Source organism: Cupriavidus sp. SIMBA_020, assembly GCF_046535395.1.
In the GTDB taxonomy this organism is placed as follows: domain Bacteria; phylum Pseudomonadota; class Gammaproteobacteria; order Burkholderiales; family Burkholderiaceae; genus Cupriavidus; species Cupriavidus campinensis.
In genome coordinates, this window is the sequence record NZ_JAWRWU010000010.1 from 124873 (window position 1) to 145457 (window position 20585).

At 68.6% G+C, this 20585-nt stretch carries 21 protein-coding genes; 12 read left to right on the plus strand and 9 right to left on the minus strand.

What is annotated here, in order from left to right; genetic code table 11:
• Positions 1-5: 5 nt before the first annotated feature.
• The 3 genes from SB751_RS19420 to SB751_RS19430 form a co-directional block, all read right to left on the minus strand.
• Positions 6-950 (minus strand): glycosyltransferase family 2 protein, encoded by a 945-nt coding sequence (locus tag SB751_RS19420; RefSeq protein ID WP_144201110.1) that lies wholly within the window; start codon positions 948-950, stop codon positions 6-8.
• 172 nt (positions 951-1122) lie between these two features.
• Positions 1123-2013 carry a helix-turn-helix transcriptional regulator gene (locus tag SB751_RS19425; RefSeq protein ID WP_144201112.1) on the minus strand — a complete coding sequence of 297 codons (891 nt, stop codon included), beginning with the start codon at positions 2011-2013 and terminating at the stop codon, positions 1123-1125.
• A gap of 859 nt (positions 2014-2872) precedes the next feature.
• Positions 2873-3172, minus strand: coding sequence for a YXWGXW repeat-containing protein (locus tag SB751_RS19430; protein WP_144201116.1), 300 nt, complete (start codon positions 3170-3172; stop codon positions 2873-2875).
• A gap of 747 nt (positions 3173-3919) precedes the next feature.
• Between SB751_RS19430 and SB751_RS19435 the strand changes: the two genes are divergently transcribed.
• The 3 genes from SB751_RS19435 to SB751_RS19445 all read left to right on the plus strand — a co-directional run bounded on the left by SB751_RS19435 (position 3920) and on the right by SB751_RS19445 (position 5358).
• Complete coding sequence (locus SB751_RS19435; protein WP_186296946.1) at positions 3920-4057, plus strand: hypothetical protein; 138 nt, start codon at positions 3920-3922, stop codon at positions 4055-4057.
• A gap of 51 nt (positions 4058-4108) precedes the next feature.
• Positions 4109-4552, plus strand: coding sequence for a cyanase (cynS, locus tag SB751_RS19440; RefSeq protein ID WP_092294258.1), 444 nt, complete (start codon positions 4109-4111; stop codon positions 4550-4552).
• Between the two features lie 122 nt (positions 4553-4674).
• Complete coding sequence (locus SB751_RS19445) at positions 4675-5358, plus strand: class I SAM-dependent methyltransferase (RefSeq protein ID WP_244845123.1); 684 nt, start codon at positions 4675-4677, stop codon at positions 5356-5358.
• Between the two features lie 21 nt (positions 5359-5379).
• On the opposite strand, the gene SB751_RS19450 is transcribed toward SB751_RS19445, so the two are convergent.
• Positions 5380-5544 (minus strand): hypothetical protein, encoded by a 165-nt coding sequence (locus SB751_RS19450; protein WP_186296947.1) that lies wholly within the window; start codon positions 5542-5544, stop codon positions 5380-5382.
• Positions 5545-5855: 311 nt separating this feature from the next.
• On the opposite strand from SB751_RS19450, the gene SB751_RS19455 reads away from it, so the two are divergent.
• Positions 5856-6602 (plus strand): phosphoribosyltransferase, encoded by a 747-nt coding sequence (locus SB751_RS19455; RefSeq protein ID WP_144201118.1) that lies wholly within the window; start codon positions 5856-5858, stop codon positions 6600-6602.
• Here the strand turns inward: SB751_RS19455 and SB751_RS19460 are convergent.
• The 4 genes from SB751_RS19460 to SB751_RS19475 all read right to left on the minus strand — a co-directional run bounded on the left by SB751_RS19460 (position 6537) and on the right by SB751_RS19475 (position 10394).
• On the minus strand, positions 6537-7061 hold the full coding sequence (locus tag SB751_RS19460) for a 3-isopropylmalate dehydratase (RefSeq protein ID WP_144201120.1): 525 nt from the start codon (positions 7059-7061) through the stop codon (positions 6537-6539). The genes SB751_RS19455 and SB751_RS19460 overlap by 66 nt on opposite strands.
• 69 nt (positions 7062-7130) lie before the next feature.
• Positions 7131-8450, minus strand: a complete 1320-nt coding sequence (locus SB751_RS19465; protein WP_144201122.1) for a 3-isopropylmalate dehydratase large subunit — start codon at positions 8448-8450, stop codon at positions 7131-7133.
• The gene (locus SB751_RS19470) at positions 8447-9532 is read right to left on the minus strand and encodes a tripartite tricarboxylate transporter substrate binding protein (protein ID WP_410748302.1); all 1086 of its coding nucleotides are present in this window, start codon (positions 9530-9532) and stop codon (positions 8447-8449) included. The genes SB751_RS19465 and SB751_RS19470 overlap by 4 nt, the downstream gene beginning before the upstream one ends.
• Before the next feature lie 82 nt (positions 9533-9614).
• Positions 9615-10394, minus strand: coding sequence for a GntR family transcriptional regulator (locus SB751_RS19475; RefSeq protein ID WP_144201126.1), 780 nt, complete (start codon positions 10392-10394; stop codon positions 9615-9617).
• Between the two features lie 694 nt (positions 10395-11088).
• Between SB751_RS19475 and SB751_RS19480 the strand changes: the two genes are divergently transcribed.
• The 8 genes from SB751_RS19480 to SB751_RS19515 all read left to right on the plus strand — a co-directional run bounded on the left by SB751_RS19480 (position 11089) and on the right by SB751_RS19515 (position 19701).
• Entirely contained in the window at positions 11089-12681 is a 1593-nt protein-coding gene (locus SB751_RS19480; protein WP_144201129.1) for a hypothetical protein, read from the plus strand.
• 169 nt (positions 12682-12850) lie between these two features.
• Positions 12851-13306 carry a hypothetical protein gene (locus SB751_RS19485; protein ID WP_144201131.1) on the plus strand — a complete coding sequence of 152 codons (456 nt, stop codon included), beginning with the start codon at positions 12851-12853 and terminating at the stop codon, positions 13304-13306.
• The gene (locus tag SB751_RS19490) at positions 13303-14001 is read left to right on the plus strand and encodes a C39 family peptidase (RefSeq protein ID WP_144201133.1); all 699 of its coding nucleotides are present in this window, start codon (positions 13303-13305) and stop codon (positions 13999-14001) included. The genes SB751_RS19485 and SB751_RS19490 overlap by 4 nt, the downstream gene beginning before the upstream one ends.
• Positions 14002-14015: 14 nt before the next feature.
• Entirely contained in the window at positions 14016-15176 is a 1161-nt protein-coding gene (locus SB751_RS19495; protein WP_144201135.1) for a hypothetical protein, read from the plus strand.
• A gap of 78 nt (positions 15177-15254) precedes the next feature.
• On the plus strand, positions 15255-16706 hold the full coding sequence (locus SB751_RS19500; RefSeq protein WP_144201137.1) for an acetate kinase: 1452 nt from the start codon (positions 15255-15257) through the stop codon (positions 16704-16706).
• 180 nt (positions 16707-16886) lie between these two features.
• Positions 16887-17399 (plus strand): DUF1269 domain-containing protein, encoded by a 513-nt coding sequence (locus tag SB751_RS19505; protein ID WP_144201139.1) that lies wholly within the window; start codon positions 16887-16889, stop codon positions 17397-17399.
• A 299-nt stretch (positions 17400-17698) separates the two neighbouring features.
• A complete protein-coding gene (locus SB751_RS19510) occupies positions 17699-18847 on the plus strand; it encodes an ABC transporter substrate-binding protein (protein WP_144201141.1) in 1149 nt (382 codons plus the stop codon).
• 68 nt (positions 18848-18915) lie between these two features.
• On the plus strand, positions 18916-19701 hold the full coding sequence (locus SB751_RS19515; protein WP_144201143.1) for an SDR family oxidoreductase: 786 nt from the start codon (positions 18916-18918) through the stop codon (positions 19699-19701).
• Here SB751_RS19515 and SB751_RS19520 read toward each other — a convergent pair.
• Entirely contained in the window at positions 19683-20573 is an 891-nt protein-coding gene (locus SB751_RS19520; protein ID WP_092294283.1) for a LysR family transcriptional regulator, read from the minus strand. The two genes, SB751_RS19515 and SB751_RS19520, sit on opposite strands and share 19 nt — an antisense overlap.
• Positions 20574-20585: the final 12 nt, after the last annotated feature.

Here is a 20585-nt window from a genome sequence, read left to right on the forward strand (position 1 = left end):
GGATATCAGCGTGGCGTGACAGTCGCCGATTCGGCGGCGATCGGCGTCACGCCGCCGGTCGTGCCCGCACCACGCGCATGCCGGTGGATATAGCCGCAGGCCAGCCGCGTGGTGCGCCACGCCTCGGCCACGCCGCGCAGCCCCTGCTGGCGCACGTTGTGGGCCAGGTTGTGGGACACGGCCACCATCAGGAACACCGCGGCCTTGGCCGGGCGGCGCTCGCTCCAGCCATAGCGCTTGAACGTGGTGTAGATGCGCGAGGCGTGCAGGAACGGCCGGTAGTAGTCGCGGTTGGCCGGCGACGGGAAATGGTGATTGGCCGCGCTGGCCAGCCATTCGATGCGGAAGCCGTGCTTGAACACCGCCCGGCTGGCCAGGTCGATCTCGTCGTAGCCATAGACCAGCTGCTCGTCGAAGGCCACGTGGTCGAACAGTTCGCGCGGAAACACGGTGCTGTTGATGACGATCGAGTACATGCGCTCGCCGCAGCGGTAGTTGTGCTGCTGGAAGCCGAGGAAGGCGCCCTTGTGCGGGCGCACGCGCTCGCCGTGGCAGACCTCGGTGCCGGTCAGGATCAGCCGGTTGGCCGGCCCGCCAGCGGCCACGTGGTGCACCTGGTCGTCGAGCAGCCGTTCGGCCATCTGCTGGAGGAAGGTCTCGCCCAGCGTGGCGTCATCGTCGATAAACAGCACGTGCGTGCCCGTGGCGGCGGCCAGGGCGCGGTTGCGGTTGGCGCAGAGGCCGCGGCGCGGCCCTTCGACGTAGGTGATGGCCGGGAACTCGCCCAGCATCATGTCGCGCGTGCGGTAGTCGGTGCTGTCGTCGGAGACGATCAGCTGGTGCACGGGCGTGGTGGAGGCCTGGACCGATTGCAGCGCGCGGCGCAGGTCGTCGGGCCGGTTTCGCGTGCAGATGCACAGCGAGAACGTCGGCAGGAAGCTGGCTGACATGGTGATTTCTCCCGTCGGGCTGGTGCCCGTATCGTCGTTTGCAGCCTGTGCGGCTGTCTGCGTCAGTCTGGGAGGCGCGGCTGGCGGGGTCTGTACGCTCGCTCACCCACTCCCTGCTCCCGGGGTGCCCGCGCCTGCGCGCGGGGGCTCCGGGAGGGGGGGCGAACGCGGCTCAGAGGCTGGGCTGCGTGGGGAACGATGCGTCGCGGCGTACCGCCGGCGCCGCACGCGTGGCGCGCTCGTCGCCGCTGACCCAGTCCAGCGTGGCGCCGCGCTGCAGCGCGGCGTAGACCGCTTCGCCCTTGTTCTTGACCTTCAGGCGCTGGTACAGCGTGCAGGCGTGGCTCTTCACCGTGGCCACCGAGATATTGAGCATGCGGCTGACCGTCTTGATCGGATAGCCGCGCGCCAGCAGCACCAGCACCTCGTACTGGCGCGGCGTGATCTTGAGCATCTCGGCTTCGTCGTAGCTCGGCTCGTCCTCGGTCAGCGGCTGGGCCGTGGCACGCAGGGCGCCCATCGCGGCGCGGGGCGTGACGGCGCAGGCGGCCAGCGCGTGCGGATCGGTCTGTACCGTGGCGGTCAGCGGCAGCGGCGCGGCCGAAGCCAGGGACGTCGTGGCCGGCAGTGCCGAGCGCGAGGCGGCCGGGGCGGTTGCCATGGCGGCCGGCACGGCATCGCCCGCGAACATCAGGCCCTGCACGCTGGAGACGGCCAGCCGGATGGCGGCTTCGATCACGGCCAGCGAGGCCGATTTCGGCAGGCAGCCGCAGATGCCCCGCGCTGCATCCGCCGTGGGCGCATGCAGCGGCAGCTGGTCGGACAGCACCAGGATGCGTTGTGGCGCAAGCCGTTCGCGGGCCAGCTCCAGCTGCGTCCAGCCGGCGAACTCGTCGGCGGGCATGCCGAAGACCAGCAGGTCGGCGTTGCGGTAAGGGGTATCCAGTTTGCCGATGTCGGCCGGCGCAAGCGCCAGTACGTGTCCGGATTCCTGGATGGTTTCGAGCATCTGCAACAGCCCGAGGCGGAGCAGCGGATGCTCCTCGATCAGCAAGGCGTTCATTATTCTTCACTCCCCGTTTGGCGGGTGAGATGCGGGCGCTTTGCTTAAGGGAATGTCACCGGCAGGGCGGCCACCCGTGACAGGTGCCGCGAAAACCGCTTGAACCCCGTGCTTCCGTGTCAGTCGATGTCCAGTTGTTAGATTGGACTTCCCGCGCGACCGGAAGGTTGACCCGAACCCTAACCCGAAAAAAAATCGCTCCTAAATTCGGCTTAAATTCATCTTATGGGCTGGTTCATCTGAAAGCAAGAGGGTGGAATTCAGCGTCTGCTGAGGTGGAATGAAAACGAACTCATAATCCATGGCTAAACCGAGCCATGCCTCATGCGTTTGGGCGGCGATGTTCGCCAAGCGCCATCTGGAACGGGCTGGCCGGTCCGTTGCAGGCCTGAAACAGGGGGTCCCCAATATGTTTCACCACTGCAACCATATTGAATAAAAGGCGCACGATAAATGGAGAAAGCTCACCCGACTGGGGGGTGCGGCATTAACGGATGGCTGCTTTATGCGCCAATTTTGAAACCATTACAAAATCACTGGCGGATGGCGGCATGGGCAGTTCTCCTTTCGTGGGGAGTCTCGTGGCCTAGTGCAAAAGGATGAGAGTGAAATCCCACCTCCGGAGGAAAGTAATCAGGGGTGTTAAGGGGGCGGCGCCCGGCTTGCCACCCACCTTCGTGGGGATACACCCCACCTCCCGGGGGAGGGCTGAAAGCCTAATGGCCAAATGGACTTTGGGCCGAATCGGAAAAGGAAGGGAAGCGGAAGCGGAAACGGAAACGGAAACGGAAACGGGCCGGACCACATGCCCATGGTCCGGCCCGTTGCCGTCAGTCAGTCGCTACGCTCGGCGTGCGCCTCAGCGCGCCCAATGCCCGGGACGCCTGACCCAGCCGTGCGGGCCATGCACCCAGCGGTCCGGCACGTAGCGGTAGCCGGGGCGCGCCGTCTGGTAGTAGCCGCCGCGCCAGGCGTAGTTGCCCTGCACGCGGTCATAGTGGCCGGGCACCCAGACCTTGCCGGGCCGCGGCGCCGGGCGCACTTCATGGCGCGGCGGGGGCGGGCGGTCGTCATAGCCATGGGCCTGGGCGGGCGACATCAGCCCGAAGGCACTCCCGGCGGCAAGGACGGCGGCGGCAAGCATCAGTTGGCGTTTCATGGTGGTTCTCCTTCTACCGGATCATCCGGTCGGGCAAAGCAGGCTGTGGATGTGGGGTTGTGCGATGAAGTCCGACGCCGTGGCCGATCGGCCGATCAATAGCGGCCGCGGTCGTGGTAGTGGTAATGGCCGCCGCGCGGCGGCACGACGATGCAGGCCGAAAGCAGGGCGCTCGTGGTGGCCAGCAAGAGGGTCAGGGCGATGGCGCGTTTCATGTTGGGGACTCCGTATGCGATTCGCTCGGTGGCGGTTCGCGTTGAACACGGCTTCACTGTAGCGACGCACCCCCGCTCCGCGCGGTTGCACTTGTAAGGCTGTCTTCGCGCCGGATGCGGCGAAAACGCCTCCCGAAGGGCTTCGCCCATCGCCCGCCAGCCCTTGTCTGGCAAGGCCTGGCGGCGAAGTGACGCCTACGCCCGCGCCGCAGTCTGCGGGCAGGCCCAGGGTAATGTGGCGTTACATCGGAAATGTCTGCTGCAAAGATTTGCCATGGCAGCGGGGTGCGCCGGGCCTCGATCGAGGCTGTCGTCCTTGATCGAGGCCGCCACGTTTGGCGCAGAAACGGGTACGCTTCAACCTGTGCGCCCCGCGCGGCGGGCTTCCCCGCAACGGTGCGCACCCCGCGCCGACGCCCTCGGCGGTCTCCGAAAACGCCCCACGGTGCGTCATCGGCGGGCCATCCGGGGGCCGCGCGCGTGGCACGAAGCTTGCGCCAGTCTGTTTGCCGTATTCCCGAGGGAGGACGTCATGCCGGTCATGTTCATCGTGCTGATCCTGCAGGCGCTCGAAGGCCTGAGCCCGCTGTCGGTGCCGCGTTTCGCGCGGATGCAGTTCGAAGACAGGGGCGATGCCGTCGCGGTCATGGAGCGCTCGAGCATGCCGTGACCCCATCCGCCGTTCTCTCCGGGGCGAATTCCAACGACCAACGGAGGGAACATGAATCGCAGTGACGTGACCGATCTGATCATCGAAGCCAAGGTCAGGCGCGGGATTTCCTGGGCGCAGGTGGCCGAGCGCGTGGGCAAGAGCAAGGAATGGACAACGGCCGCGTGCCTGGGCCAGATGGTGTTCGACGAAGCCGGCGCCCGTGCCGTGATGGAGATCTTCGACCTCCCCGCCGAAGCCGAGCCCTGGCTGCGCACCGTGCCGTACAAGGGCTCGCTGCCCACCCAGGTCCCCACCGATCCGCTGATCTACCGCTTCTACGAGCTGGTCAGCGTGTACGGCACCACCTTCAAGGCGCTGATCCATGAGGAATTTGGCGACGGCATCATGAGCGCCATCGACTTCCGCATGGACCTTCAGCGCGAAGCGGACCCCAACGGGGACCGCGTCCGCATCGAGATGTCCGGCAAGTTCCTGCCCTACAAGACGTATTGAAGGGCGCCGGGGCGGGCAGGCCGCCCCGGCATTTCCGTGTGTCGGATCGCACAGAGGCCGCGCGCCTCCCCTCGCCAGAATGCAGGAAACTGCCATGCGGCAATGCTGGGGAGACACAGGCCATGCAGATTACCTACGACAAGCAGACCATCAACGCGTCCAACCCGCTGGCGCGCTTCGCGCACCGGAGCCGGATCGCGCTGGGTCTCGGCATGGTGTCCGCCCGCTGCCCGCACGGCGGCACGGTGGTGGACTTTGGCGCGGGGCCGGGGCTGTTCCTGCACCGGCTCGGGCAGGCGCGGCCTGACCTGTCGCTGGCCGGACTCGACCCCTACAAGACCCCGGACTACCCCGAGATCCGCTATCTGGCGGAGATGGACGCCCAGCCCAGTGACTCGGTGGATATGCTGACCGCCTTCGAAGTGTGCGAGCACCTCTATGCGGACGAGGTGGACACCTTCCTCGACGACGCCCTGCGCATCCTGCGCCCCAGCGGTACGCTGATCATCTCGGTGCCGGTGATGTACGGCGTTGCCATCGTGCCGAAGCTGCTCAACGGCATGGTCAGCGAGCGTACGTTACGCATGGATCACACGCCGGGCGAGGCGCTGCGGGCGCTGGTGGGACTGCCGGTCACGCGGCCGGACAATCCCCGCCATACCCACAAGGGTTTCGACTTCCGCAAGCTGCGTGCGCAGGTGAGCACACGCTTTGACGTGGAAGCCGAATCCACCAGCCCGCTGCGTCAGCTGCCGTGGTGGCTCAGCTCGCAATACTTCATGATCTGCCGGCCACGCGAGGCTTGATCCACAAGCTCCGGCTCAATCTCAGCCGAAGAACTCGTTGTAATAGCGGGTGCAGTGGCCGGATTGCCGGAAGGTGTAGGGCAGTTCCGCCATGGCGGCTGCGTCGAGCGAGCCGAAGGGGATGTCCAGGTCCAGGTCGGGATGGGCGGTCTGGTCGTCGGTACGGGAGGTCTGTTGCGGATTCACGGTAACGCTCGCTCAAGTCGATGGCGCGTTCTGGGCGCCGGGATGTCTGGAAGTTCGGTGGGCGGGATCGCCGCCACGGATTGCATCCTACCCAAGCCATGCGTGCGGATCATCGGCGCGCGCCTCAAAACACTATTTCACGATCGCCATCAATCGTCGTGGGCTATCGGGGCGATAGGGTCCACCCTTCCCCCAGAAAGCGCCGCCGCCTTCCCGTGACGGGTCTATAGTGGGCTGGGGAGCCGCACCGTCGCGGCGCCCATCCCCTTCTGTTCCCTTCCCCTCACCGCCAACGCCTGCGGGAGCACGCCATGACACTACCGCCGTGCTATGCCGACCGCCGCGAGGCGGGCACCTATCTGGGCCGTCACCTCGCGGAACACGGGATGGGCCATACCGATGATGGCCAGCCGGTGCTCGTGCTGGCGCTGCCGCGCGGTGGCGTACCCGTGGCTTTCGAGGTGGCGCGCGCGCTGGATGGCAAGCTCGACGTGCTGCTGGTGCGCAAGATCGGCGCCGCCGGCTATCCGGAACTGGCGCTGGGCGCGGTGGTGGAGGGCGATGCCAGCGGCGGCGAGCCGCATACCGTGGTCAATGACGATCCGTGGGCGCGCCGCTCGGTGGAGTCCGGCGCCTTCGACGCCGAGCGCGGCCGCCAGCTCAACGAGATCTGCCGGCGCCAGCAGCGCTACCGCGGCGGGCAAGCCGTCACGCCGATGCAGGGGCGCCAGGTGATCGTCGTCGATGATGGCGTGGCTACCGGCGCCACCATGCGCGCGGCCCTGCTCGCGGTGCGGGCCGCCGGCGCGGCGCGGGTCGTCGCGGCGATCCCGGTCGGGGCGGCGGACGGGCTCGATACGCTGCGCGAAGTGGCCGACGAGGTGGTATGCCTGAAGACCCCGGACAGTTTCGGCGCCGTGGGCGCCTTCTACCTCGACTTCACGCAGACCAGCGACGAGGAGGCGCTGACGCTGCTGCGCCAGGCGCAGATGTCAGCCATTCCCGGCACGGGCAGCCAGCCGGGCCTTCAGGTGCGGCACCAGCCCACCCGCCCGTAGCAGCGCGCGCAGGAAGTCCGGCATCGGCTCGCACGCCAGGTGCGTGCCGTCCTCCAGCCGGATGCGCGCGCCGTCCAGGTCCAGCGTGGCGCGCGTGCCATCGGCCAGCAACGCCGCCTGCGCGCACACCATCACCGGCAGGCCGAGATTGAGCGCGTTGCGATAGAACAGCCCCGCGAAGGACGGCGCGATGACGGCCGCCACGCCCAGGTGGCGCAGCGCCTGCGGGGCCTGCTCGCGCGAAGATCCCATGCCGAAGTTGTTGCCGGCCACGACGAGGTCGCCGGGGCGCACGGACGCCGGAAACTCCGGCCGCAGCGCGGCCAGGCAATGCTGGGCGAGCACATCGATGCCGGCCTTCATATAGCTGCCGGGCGCCATGGCGTCAGTATCGACATCATCGCCAAAGCGCCAGATCCGGCCAGCCTGCGGCAGGGAGAATTCGGGGGCAGGGGGCATGTGAATCGTGGTCTGTCTTCGGTTTTCTGGTTCTTTTTGGGGACGACGGAAACGACGGAAACGGCGTGTTCAGGCGAGCAGCGTGCGTGGGTCGGTAATGCGCCCGGTCACCGCGCTGGCCGCCACGGTCAAGGGGGAGCCCAGCCAGACTTCGCTGCCGGCATCGCCCATGCGTCCCGCGAAGTTGCGCGCGGTGGAGGCGATGGCGTGGCTGCCGGCCGGGAAGCGGCTCGCGCCATAGCCGGCGCAGGCGTTGCAGGCGTTGGGCAGCAGGGCCGCGCCGGCATCGGTCAGCACCTGCAGCGTGCCCTCGCGCGCGGCCTGCTGCTGGTCTCGCAGGGAGGCCGGGGCCACGCGCAGCGACACGCCTGGCGCCACCTTGCGCCCGCGCAGCACGCTGGCGGCCAGGCGCAGGTCTTCGAGCTTGGCGCCGGTGCAGGCGCCCAGGTAGGCAATCTCCACCGGCTGCCCGGCGCAGGCTTCCACCGGCGCGCTGTTGGCCGGCGAATGCGGCGCGGCCACCTGGGGCGCGAGCGTGCTGGCATCGAACCGATGGGTGGCCCGTACCGGCGCGCCGGCATCGCTGCGCAAATAGCGAATGTCGATGGCGGCCAGCGTGGCGGCATCTACGCCGGCTTCGGCCAGCCATGCCAGGGTGGTGGCGTCCGGCGCGACCAGCCCGGTCTGCGCGCCCAGTTCGGTACTCATATTGCAGAGGGTCATGCGCTCCTGCATCGGCAGGGCGGTGACGGCGGCGCCGGTGTACTCGATGGCCTCGTAGTGGCCGCCGGCCATGCCGAGCCGGGCGCACAGGAACAGCATCATGTCCTTGGCGCAGACGCCGGTGCCCAGCGCGCCGCGCCAGTCGATGCGGATGGTCTGCGGCACGCGCAGCCAGATCTCGCCGGTGGCCAGCACGCCGGCCATCTCGGTGGCGCCGATGCCGAACATGTAGGCGCCGAACGCGCCGCCGGTGGGCGTGTGGCTGTCGCCGCCGACGATGAAGCGGCCCGGCAGCACGTGGCCCCGCTCGGGCAGTACCACGTGGCAGATGCCCTGGCCATCGATAAAGTTCGAAATACCGGCCTCGCGGACCCAGTCGCGCGTGAAGCGGACGATGGCCTCCGCGTCGGGGTCGGCGGCCGGCACGTAGTGGTCGGTCACCACCACGAAGCGCGAGGGGTCCCACACCTTGACGCCCAGCTCGCGCAGCAGCGGCGCCACGCGGCGCGGGCCGCTGGAGTCGTGCGCCATCGCCAGGTCGACCTGGCACATCACCACCGTGCCCGGCGTGACGTGCGCCACGCCAGCAGCGCGGGCGACGAGCTTCTGCGCCAGCGTGGCCGGCGGGGGCGCGGGAGGCTCGGCGTGGTCGCTCGGGCGCGTCATTCCGGCTGGGCTCCCGAATACTTCACCACGCTGGCCCAGCGCTTCACGTCCTGCTTGACGAAGGTGGCGAAGGCGTCCGGCGCCATCGCGCTCGGCTGGGCGCCGTCGTTCTCGAGCCGCTTGCGTACCGCTGGCGACTCCAGCCCGTGGCGCGCGGCCTGATACAGCGCCTGGGTCACCTCCGGCGGCAGGTTGGCCGGCCCGAACAGGCCGAACCACGCGCTGGACTCGAAGCCCTTCACCGTCGCGCCAATCGGCTGCACGCCCGGGAACTGGGGCAGCGGGCCGGGGCTGGTCACGCCCAGCACCTTGAGCTTGCCCGCCTTCACGTGCTGGGCGACGTTGAGCGTGCTGGCGAACATCAGGTCCACCTGCCCGGCCAGCAGGTCCGTGATGGCCGGCGTGGTGCCCTTGTAGGGGATGTTGACGATGTAGGTGCCGGTCATCATCTTGAACATGTCACCGGCCAGATGCACCGACGAGCCGACCGAGCCGATGCCGAAATTGAGCTTGCCCGGCTCGGACCTGGCCAGCCGGATCAGCTCGGGGATGTTGTTGGCGGGCAGTTTCGGCGTGGCCACCAGCACGCTCGGCACCGTGGCCACCAGCGTGATCGGCGTGAAGTCCTGGATCGGATCGAACGGCAGCTTCTTGTAGAGCGTGGCGTTGATGGTATGGCTGGTGAAGCTCATCAGCAGCGTGCTGCCATCGGCCGCGCTCTTGGCCACCATGTCCGCCGCGATATTGCCGCCGGCGCCGGGGCGGTTCTCCACCACCACCGGCTGGTCCAGCGACTGCGACATTTCCTGGGCGATGGTGCGCGCCAGGGTGTCCGTGGTGCCGCCGGCCGGCGCACCCACGAGGATGCGGATCGGCTTGCCGCCGGCCACCGCGGCGTGCGCCCCGGCGGGCAGGGCGAGCGCCACGCACAGCGCCGCCGAGGCCGAAGCCATCAGCGCGGCGGGGATGCGGGAAAACAGGCGGTGGACAGGGCGAAGAACAGCAGCGCGGGCGGGCGGACAGGCAGGCTGGCAGGCAGGCTGGCAGGCGGGCTGGTGCGCGCGCGGGCGGACGACTGGCATGACGGTAGCTCCTCGACAGTGTGATCAGGAGTGCGCAGTATCGCCCGGAATCTGCCGCGCGCGGCAGTGGACAAGAGGGGGGTCAGTCGCGCAGGCCGGTGCGGGTCTCGTTTTCCACCCACACGTTGGCGCTGTCTCCGCCCATTGGCGACAGGTCCATGCGGTACTCATAGCGGTCGGGCCGGTACTGGCCCAGCAGCAGCTGCACCGGGCGGCCGGCCTTGTCCAGCACCACGCGGCGCACGGCCAGCAGCGCGCCACCCACGGGTACGTCCAGCAGCGGGGCCACCACCACGTCGGCCAGGCGCGCGGTCAGCACCTGGCTGGCGCGGCCAAGCTCCACGCCGGCGGCCTCCAGCAGGCGCAGGATCGGCGTGCCTTCCAGATCCTTGCGCTGCAGCGGGCGGCCCAGGTCCACGGGCAAATAGACGGTGATATGCGAGAGCGGACGGTCGCGGTAGTGGCGCACGCGCACGATCTTCACCACGGGGTCGCCCGGCTCGAGCTTGAGCGCCTCGGCCACATCGGGGGTGGCGTGCACTTCGTCGATCGAGATCACCTTGACGGCGGTCTTCTCGCCCATGTCGATGATGTTACCGAGCAGGCTGGTGGTGCGCTCCTCGGTGGCGGCCGGCTTCACCGGATGCGGGTTCACGAAGGTACCCAGGCCACGGTGACGCCGCACGAGACCTTCCTGCACCAGGCGGTCGAACACGCGGCGCATGGTCACGCGGGAGGCGTGGAACTGCTTGGCGAGGTCGATCTCGCCCGGCAGCGGGCCCTGCCCGAAACGGCCTTCCACGATCTGCTGGCGGAGGACTACGTAAATCTGGTGATACAGGGGAACGACGGCTTCACTCATGGTTTCCCTTGCGGATGCGCTGACAAGTCCTAGACGAGACTAATGTACGTTAAATCAGACATAGAGCCTAGCATGAAACAGGCCGGCGGCGCTCTGCGCACTCCGCGCCCCCGCATTTGTTGCGGTCCCGCATCGTCGGCGCGGCGCGCGCAAGAAAGACGTGCCGCCGGGCGGGATTCCCTCTGAAAGCCGGTGCTCACGTCGCACTGACACGGCCAGTTGGGGCGGGATTCCTATCAGGGATTGCAATTCTTGACATATCCGACACTTCGCACAGGCCATGTGATTGCGTAGCGGTCACCTCGCGTGGGCTGTTTCACCACCGCAACGGGCCGCGGCACTGCGGGGTTCCCCTAGGCGCCACGCCAAGCTGCTGAAAACTCACGGTTTTTTCCGATTCGCACGGAGCGCCCACGCCGCCATGCGGCTAGCGTTGTCTCAACGCTGTGACATGTCTACTGCGGTTCACAGCATCGCAGCATCACCGGCGATGGGTTGCCGCGCGAAAAGTTCCCGGTCACCGGGTTGTAGCCCTTGTATTTCAAAGGATTACACGGCACGGCGCGCCCGCTGGCACTGTTTGTGCGCAAGGGGAGGCTGGTCTGGTCCCGTGCCGGACCTGAACCTCCAGCCGATGTTCTCGAGAGCGCCGGCCGGAGGCTGAGCCGCAGCACAAACTTCCTGGGAGCATCGTATGAAAAAGACTTTACTGGCGTCGGCGATCACACTGGCCTTCTTTGGTAGCCAGGCCTATGCGAACCCGACAACCAACAATGACTCGGGCGAGGGCGACAACACGCAGACCGCCACCGCAACCGCCACGCAAGGCGACGGCGCAAATGCCAACGAATATTCCTCTGCGACTCAGGACAACAGCACCACTACCACGAACAAGACTTCCAACAAGACGGCCACGCTGACGCTCAACAAGACGTCCACCCGCGTCAGCACCCGCGTTCGCCAGAGCGTGGATGGCTACGGTAACGCAGCGGCGGCCAACGGCGGCACGGCCACGTCGTCGATCGCCAATTCCTTCAACTCGACCAAGGCCATCGCCGTCAGCCGGCTCAGCGGCACGGTGTCCGGCAATACCATCAGCAACATCGGCAACTATGCCACCAACAGCGGCAATGCCAATGGCGCTGCGGGCGGTGCGGGCGGCCGTGGCTATGGCGGCACGGGTGAAGGCGGCAGCGGCGGCAATGGCGGCAACGGCGGCAACAGCGGCAATGGCGGCTCGGGCGGTTCGGGCGGCTCGGCCACCAACGGCAGCGCCTCGGCTGGTGATGCCAGCAACGGCAGCGCAACCGCCGGCAACGGCGGCCGCGGCGGCAACGCCAGCGGCTGGGCCGGTGATGGCGGCAACGCCCGCGCGAGTGGCGGCAGCTCCCTCAGCGCCAGCCTTGGCGTGGGCGGCCGTGGCGGCTCGGCCCTTGCGGGTGCCGGCGGCGGCTACAGCGGCGCGATTGGCGGCGACGGCGGCCGTGGCGGTGGCGCACTGGGCGCTGGCGGCAGTGCACTGGGCGCCGGTGGCAAGGCGCTGGGCGCTGGCGGCAGTGCACTCGGCGGCAGCGCAGCCCTGGGCGGCAGCAGCGGTGCGGGCTCCAGCTCGGGTAACGAGAAGGGTGGCGGCGCAGGCAGCACCAGCTCGGCCACGGCCGGCGCTGGCGGCGCAGGCTCTGCCGGTGCCGTAACGGCGAGCGGCGGTGCCGGCAGCGGCACGGGCGGCTCGGGCTCCGGCACGGGCGGCTCCGGCACGGCCACGGGCGGTGCAGGCGCAGCAGGCGGCTCGGGCACCTCGACGGCAGTGGGCGGAACCTCCACGGGCTCGGGCGGCGCCGGCGGCGCAGGCACGGGCGGTGCGGCAACGGCCACGGCTGGCGCGGCAACGGCCACGGGCGGCGCGGGCGGCACGCAAACCAGCACGGCCGGTAACGGCGGTGCAGGCGGTGCGGCCACCAATGGCAGCGCCACCACCGTCGCCACGAACGGTAGCGCCACGGCCGGCAACGGCGCAGTGGGTGCCGCATCGGGCACGGGCGGCGCAGGCGGCGCAGGTGGTGTGGGCAATGGTGGCACGGGCGGCGCCGGCAACGGTGCAGTCGGTGGCGCTGGCGGCAACGGTGGCTACAACATCGTCGATGCCGGCACCTTCAACATGTCCAACACCATGACCAGCGTCGGGCAATCCGCCGCGGGCGTCATGATCGCCAGCCAGAACAGCGGCATGGCGTCGCTGGTGCAGCAAAGCGTCAACGTCCAGGCAAACGTGAATGCCGGTCGCTAAGTCCGAGTGAGTCCTCCGGCTTCGGCCGGAGGCTTGCACGGTTGGCATTCGGGATGACGGTATCCCGGCACCTGCAAGGGCCGGGATGCTTGTCTGTCGAGGTGCCTGGGAGGTCCGGCGGCGCGGCCCGGATGGGAGCCGCGGAGTCGGAACAAGAGGGAGACGCACCATGTGTTCGCATCGCTCAGCTGTCATGGCAGTCACGACAGCTCTCCTGGCCTGGCCGTTCGCCCAGGCTGTGGCAGGACCACCGACCGCCGAGGCAACGGCCGTGGCGGTGGCCGGCAGTGAATCGGGCGCAGCCACCGCGGTGGCCGGCGCAGCGGCAAGCGTCACGGCGGCCCAGCCGGACGCGGCACCCAGGAACAATCTGTTCGGCACCACGGCACGCGCGGTTGGCAGCGACAAGCTGGACGGCGTACGCGGTGGCTCCGAAGTTGTCGTCAACGACATGCGCCTGCACGGTACCGTGGCGGAAAACGCCGCCATCAACACGCTGTCTGGCAGCAACATCGTCTCCGATGGCGCGTTCTCGAACGCGGCGGGCCTGCCCACCGTGATCCAGAACTCCGGCAATAACGTGCTGATCCAGAACGCGACCATCCTCAACGTCCAGTTCAAATGATCATGCGCCGCCTGTTGCTGGCCGCCGCTACCGTGGCGGCGACGCTGGGGAGCTTCTCCGCTGCCCGCGCCGACTACATCAACGTGCCCGCCGACGGCGGCAAGAGCTACAACGTGCCGGTCACCAGCCTCCGCGAGGCCCGGTATCGCAGCACCATCCGCCAGCAGTTCGACTTCAGCTGCGGCTCGGCCGCCGTGGCGACGCTGCTGACCTACCAGTACGGCTACCCGGTCACGGAGCAGACGGTTTTCGCCAACATGTATGTCAACGGCGACCAGGCCAAGATTCGGGCCGAAGGGTTCTCGCTGCTCGACATGAAGCGCTTTCTGGAGTCACGCGGGTTCCTGGCCGATGGCTATGAGCTGCCGCTCTCCAAGCTGGAGGAAACGCAGGTACCGGCGATCGTGCTGATCGTCGAGAACGGCTATCACCACTTCGTCGTGGTGAAGGGCGTGAGGGGCAACCGCGTGCTGATCGGCGATCCGGCACGGGGCACGCGCTCGCTGGAGCGGGAGCACTTCGAGCGGATCTGGGACAGCCAGCTGCTGTTCGTGATCCACAACCGCACCGAAAACGCGCGATTCAATCTGGTGTCCGACTGGCGCGTCGCGCCAACCGGGCCCTACTCTTCGGGGATCAACCGCGACAGCCTGTATTTCACCGTCATGCCCAAGCATGGCGTGAACGATTTCTGAGTCGAGGAGCAGTCATGGTCCTGACAACCGCTTCACCCGCACTCCGGCGCAGAGCCGGCAGTGTGGCGGCGATGGCCCTGCTGGGCGCGGGTCTGGCCTGCGCCGGCAATGCCTACGCCAGCATGGGTGTACCCATGCCCGATACGGCGATCGACATCGCGCTGAGCGCGACCGCCGATGGTCCCACCGCGCCGGAACTCCCGGCCGTGGCCGTGTCCCATGCCATCGATCTGCCAGCGATGCCCACGCAAGTGGAACTGGCTGCCGATATCCCGCTGCCGCCACCCGCCGAGCGTGTGGCGACGCCCCCCGTTAACCCTGCCAACCCTGTTAACCCTGTTGCCCAAGCGCCTGCGTCAGACGAGCCGGTGGCCAGGGCCCCCGCGGCGAAGCATCGCGCCGCCAAGGATCCGCTGGCAACGGCCATGACCGTTGCCACGCGCGAGCCCGACGCGCCGGTGACCGATGCGCGCGGCGGCATGGCCAAATGGAAACCGGTGGCGCAGGCGCGGCTCGACAAGCAGCGCGGCGGGTTTGACGTCGGCGGCCTGCAGGTCAGCTTCGGCATCGACCGTGCAGTCTTCGTCAACGGCGCGCTGGCCGTGGCCACCAGCATCAACATTCCCGATGTGAGCCGCATCACCGCCGCGCAGGCGCAGCAGCTGCAAGCCACGCTGGGCGGCGTGGCGGCTGCCGTGGCCAACGCCAACAACGCGGCCAACGGGGCCGTGGCGGCCGCCAATGCCGCAGCCGCCAATGCACAGGGCGCGGCGGGCACGGCGGGGCAGTCGGCCACCGCCACGGCCAATGGCGCGGCGGCCAGCGCCCAGGGGGCGGCAGGCACGGCCCAGGCGGCGGCCAACGCAGCCGCGCAGGGCGCCAATGCCACGGCACAGGGCGCGGCGGGCATGGCTTCGCAGGCCGTGGCCACGGCCACCGGCACGGTGGTCACCAACGGCATGACGAACATCGTGCAGAACGGTGCGGGCAATATGGCCAACGTTGGTGCGATGGCGAACATGCCGGGCACCGTGATCCAGAATACGCTTAACAACCAGAGCATTCAGAGCCTGATGACAATCAACGCCAGCGTGAACACGCTGGCGGCGTTCCGCACGCAGATGGCAAATACTGCGCTGAACAGTGTCATCCAAAGGACAGCCAGCATGAGGTAAGTCGCGAATACGCGGAAAAGCGGTACAGGTTGCGGGCTCCTGCGAGACAGCCCGCCGTCCCCGGGGGAGGAAGACGTCATGAAGAAGCGTTCGCTGCAGGGCATCCGTTTTGCCGGCTGCTCGACGATGCTGTTGCTGGGCGGCATGAGCCACGCCCAGACACCGCCGGATGCGGGGCCACCGGCCGCCGCCCGGCTGGAGACGCTGCAGAAGGAACTGACCGAACAGTCCCGGCAGCTCGAAGCGATGAAGCGCGCGCTGGCGGAGCAGGAAGCCACCATCCGCGAGCTGCGCAACACCATCAGCCCGGACGCCCTCGCGCGCAAGCGCGGCGGCCAGCGTACCGGCGCCGATGTGTCCACCAATTCGGCCGCGGCCGCCGCCGGCAGCAGCGCCACCCAGATCAACAACACGGTGCAGCAGGGCATGCAGCAGCAGGCCCAGCAGCCGCCTGCGGGGCCGGGCGACCCGCAGAACCAGGCCCCGCCAAACAACGTGGCGCAGGGCGCCCAGCAGGGCGAGTCCCTCGCCGGCGCCGAGGAGCCGGTGGGCCGCGCGCCGGTGTCGGACGGCCGTCCGCCCGAGATCGCCCCGATCTTCGACCAGCCTGGCGTGCTGACGGCCCAAGGCAGCCTGGTGGTGGAGCCGAGCTTCCAGTACGGCTATTCGTCGAACAACCGCGTGGCGCTGGTCGGCTACACGGTGATCCCGGCCGTGCTGATCGGCCTGATCGATGTGCGCGAGGTGAAGACCACCACCTACCTCAGCGCCGTGGCGTTCCGCTACGGCCTGACCAAGCGGCTCGAGATCGAAGCCAAGATCCCTTACGTCAGCTCGAAGTCGCAGACCGTGAGCCGGGAAGTCTTCACCGGCAGCGCGTTCGACAACGTGTTCAACTCCAGCGGCAGCGGCCTGGGCGACGTGGAGGCGACGCTGCGCTACCAGCTCAACTACGGCAACGAGAAGATGCCGTACTTCATCGGCTGGCTGCGCTACAAGTCGAACACCGGGCGGGATCCGTTCGAAGTGGTGACCGATTGCGTGACGCGCTGCGTCAGCAATACCACCGGCACCGGCCTGCCGCTGGGCATGCCGACGGGCACCGGCTTCCAGGCGATCCAGCCGGGCGTGACCTGGCTGCTGCCGACCGATCCGGCGGTGTTCTTCGGCACCTTCAGCTACCTGCACAACTTCGCGCGGGACAACGTCAGCCGCACCGTGCTGAACGGCGAGACCGAGTCGCTCGGCAAGATCGCCCCGGGCGATATCTTCCAGTTCAACTTCGGCATGGGCCTCTCGCTGAACGAGCATGCGTCGTTCAGTATCGGCTATGACCAGAGCATCATCTGGCCGACCAAGCAGAACGGGCAGACCATTCCGGGCTCGGTGCGCATCACGCAGGGCACGCTGCTGGTGGGCTACTCGTACCGCTTCAACCAACGCTACACGCTGAACCTGTCGGTGGGCGCCGGCCTGACCCGCGACACCCCCGACCTGACTGTTACGCTGCGCCTGCCGATCACATTCTGACGCAGGCAAATACCGTGAGTGACGCGCGGCGCGCATGCGCGATGTTTCAAGCGCGCGTCACCACGGAGCGTGCCGCAGCGCGCCTTGCACTCGATCCGCGAACGGAGTAGAACGAACCTATCCCGTCCCGCCGACGGATACCCAAGCCGGGGCGGCCTGAGCCTGAAGAGGAGACAAGCCATGCGCAAACGCATCTTCTGGTTGTTGCCCGACCTGCCAAGCGCCCGCCGCACCATGGACGACTTGCTGCTGGCCCGCATCGAGAACCGCCACATCCATTTCGTGGCGCGCGATGGTTCCGACATGACCGGATTGCACGAGGCGAACCTGTTCCAGACCTCCGACATCGTCCACGCCGCCGAGATGGGGCTGATGGTGGGCGGTGGCGTGGGGATCGTGGCCGGCGTGGTGGTGGCGATGTTCCCCATCGTCAGCGACACGCCGCAGTGGGGCCTGGTCGGCGTGCTGGCCGTGCTGGGCGCCGTGTTCGGGGCCTGGGCCTCGAGCATGATCGGCAGCTCGGCCCCCAACAGCCGGCTGCGTGCCTTCGAGAAGGACATCGAGGCGGGCAAGCTCCTGCTGATGGTGGACGTGCCGCGTGGCCGCATCGAGGAAATCGAGATGCTGCTCCAGCGCGCCCATCCGGAAGCCCGCTTCGCCGGGATGGACCCCGCAGTGCCGGCGTTCCCCTGAGCGCACCAGGGCCCCTTCGCTGCATTGCAATGCTTAGCCTGCGCGCCGCCGTGGCGCGCCACGGCGCACGGCTTGTCGTGCGCCATGCTGCGGCCACACCCGCGCCGGCACCCGGAGCATTCCCGGCAAACGGTGTGCTGCCGCAGCAACACCCCTCCCGACCCTCCCCGCCTGAATGTTTGAACATTTACCCCCGTTGAGGTAAGTTGCGGGCATCGCGCGGCCGTCCTCACGGGATGCGCCGCGTGCCGCAGCGGCAAAAAATTACTAGTCAGCCAGCAGCTTTTGGAGGGGTCACAATGAACGCAAGGAGCTTTGCGTGCGGCATGCTTGCCGCCACGCTGGGGTTGGTCGCGCCCGTGGCGGTGCACACCGCGCACGCGGAACCGGGGATCAGCAAGGGCACCATCCGCATCGGCCAGTCGGCCGGCGTGACCGGCCCGGTGGCCGGCTCGGTCAAGGAGCAGATCGCCGGGGCGCAGGTCTACCTGAAGACCATCAACGCCAACGGCGGCGTGGCCGGGCGCCGCATCGAGCTGGTGACCTACGACGATGGCTTCGACGCCAAGCGCACCCCTGACAACGTACGCAAGCTGATTGCCGAGGACAAGGTCTTCGCGCTGTTCATGGTGCGCGGCACGCCGCAGAACGAAAGCATCCTGCCGATCATCGGCGCGGAAAAGGTGCCCCTGGTGGCCCCGCTGACCGGCGCCATCACGCTGCACCGCCCCGTCAACCGCTACGTGTTCAACGTGCGCGCCAAGTACCAGGACGAGGTGGCCCGCGCCATCAACCACCTTGCCACGTCCGGCATGAGCCGGATCGCCATCTTCTACGCCAACGACGGCTTCGGGCAGGATGTGTTCGAAGGCTTCACCACCGCGCTCCAGGCGCGCGGCGTGCAGCCGGCGGCGTCGGCCTCGTTCAACCGGCCGATGGGCGATATCGGCCAGGGCGTGGCCAACGTCCACAAGGCCAATCCGCAGGCCGTGATGGTGATCGGCTCGGGCTCGGAAGCCGCGCGCATCATCAAGGAGCTGAAGCGCGCCGGCAGCGAGTCGCAGTTCGTCACGCTCTCCAACAATGCCGCCGACTCCTTCATCAAGGAACTGGGCGATGACGGGCGCGGGCTGATCATCACGCAGGTGGTGCCGGGCATGAACTCCAGCCAGATGAGCATCGCCAGCGAGTACCGCAGCATGGCCAAGGCCCAGAACGTGGAGCCGAGCAACGCGGGCATGGAAGGCTTCATGTCGGCCAAGGTGCTCGTGGAAGGGCTGCGCCGCGCCGGGCCGGAGCCCACGCGCGAGAAGCTGGTGACCGCGCTGGAAGGGCTGCGTGACTACGACCTCGGCGGCATCCTGATCAGCTACAGCCCCACGCGCCACACCGGCTCGTCGTTCGTGGAGATGTCGATCGTCTCGTCCACGGGCAAGCTGATTCGCTGACGTATCAGGGAACCCCGGCGCCAGGCCGGGGTGTTTTTCGGGCTGCTGCGCTGCGGTATAGTCGCCGCATGCCGATTTCCTCCGCAGTCTCTCCGTCCCCATTTTCGCTCGATGGCCGCGTCGCGCTGGTCACCGGCGGCGCGCAGGGCCTTGGCCGCGCGATTGCCGCCGGCCTCGCCGCCGCCGGCGCCCACGTGCTGGTCTGCGCCCGCAGCGCCGACCGCGTGGCGGACACCGTGGCGCAGTTGCAGGCCAGCGGCGGCAGCGCCGAGGCCCTGCCGCTCGACATCACCGACGAAGCAGCCGTCGCCGCCGCCTTCGCGGCCCTCGCTACCCGGCCGGGCCGGCTCGACATCCTGGTCAACAACGCCGGCACCCGCAACCGCGCCTCGATGGCCGACCTCGACGCCGGCGACCTGCGCGCCATGCTCGAGACCAACCTCGTCGCCCCCTACACGCTGTGCCGCCACGCCGCGCAACTGATGCAGCGCGGGCAGTACGGGCGCATCGTCAATGTCTCGTCGATCGCCGGACAGGTGGCGCGCGCCAACGACGTGCTCTACCCGGCCACCAAGGGCGGGCTGGACGCCCTCACGCGCGCCATGGCGGCGGATCTGGGCCGCCACGGCATCACCGTCAACGCCATCGCGCCCGGCTATTTCGCCACCGAGCCGAACCAGTCGATGGTGGCCGACGGCACGGTCGCCGAATGGCTGCGCAACCGGACCTCGCTGGGCCGCTGGGGCCAGCCGGACGAAGTGGCCGGCGCGGCGGTCTTCCTCGCCTCACCGGCCGCGTCGTACGTCAGCGGGCAGGTGCTGGCCGTCGATGGCGGCTACCTCGGCCACTTCTGACGCAGGCAGTCGATCATCGCCGCCGCGGCGGCTGAATCGCCCCGCTCCTTGAGCCGCACCAGGCAGATGTCGCGCACCAGCGACGGCATCTGTAACGGCCGCACCGCCAGTCCCTCCCTCCGGAACTGGAACAGCGCCAGCGCCGGTACCACCGACACCCCCAGCCCCGCCTCCACCAGCGCCGCCACGGTGGCCAGGTGCTCCACCTCCATCACGCCATTGACGCGCAGCGGGTGCAGCGCCGCATCCAGATGCTGGCGCACGCTGCTCGTGCGTGACAGCTGGATGAACGGCAGCCCGGCCAGCGCCTGCGGCGCGATGCGCCGCTTGGCCGCGAGCGGATGGTCGGCGGGGCAGACCAGATGGAAGTTGTCGTGCACCAGCGGCTCGATGCGCAGGTCGGCATCCTGGGCCGGCGCCGGGGCCAGCGCGAAATCCGCCTGGCCGCGCCGCACGAGGTCGATGCAGCCATCGGCCAGCTGGTCGTGCAGTTCCAGCGAGATGCCCGGGTAGCGGCGATGGAAGTCGGCGAGCAGCGGCGGGAGGTCGCCGCCCGCCAGCGAGGGCAGCGCGGCGATGGCCACGCGGCCCTTGCGGCGCTCGGCGTGGTCGCGCAGGTCCTCGAACGCCGTCTCGAAATCGGCCAGCAGCCGGCGCGCCACTTCCTCGAAGCGGCGGCCGTCCGCGCTCAACTCCACATGGCGCGTGGTGCGCTCGAACAGCCGGCTGCCGGCCTGCTCCTCCAGCGTCTGCACCAGCGTGCTGAAGGCGGACTGGGAGAGGTGGCACGCCTGCGCCGCGCGCGTGAAATTGCGGTGCGTGGCCAGCGCCACGAAGGCGCGCAGGTGCTTGACCGACAGGTTCGGGATCATGGCGGGCTGGAT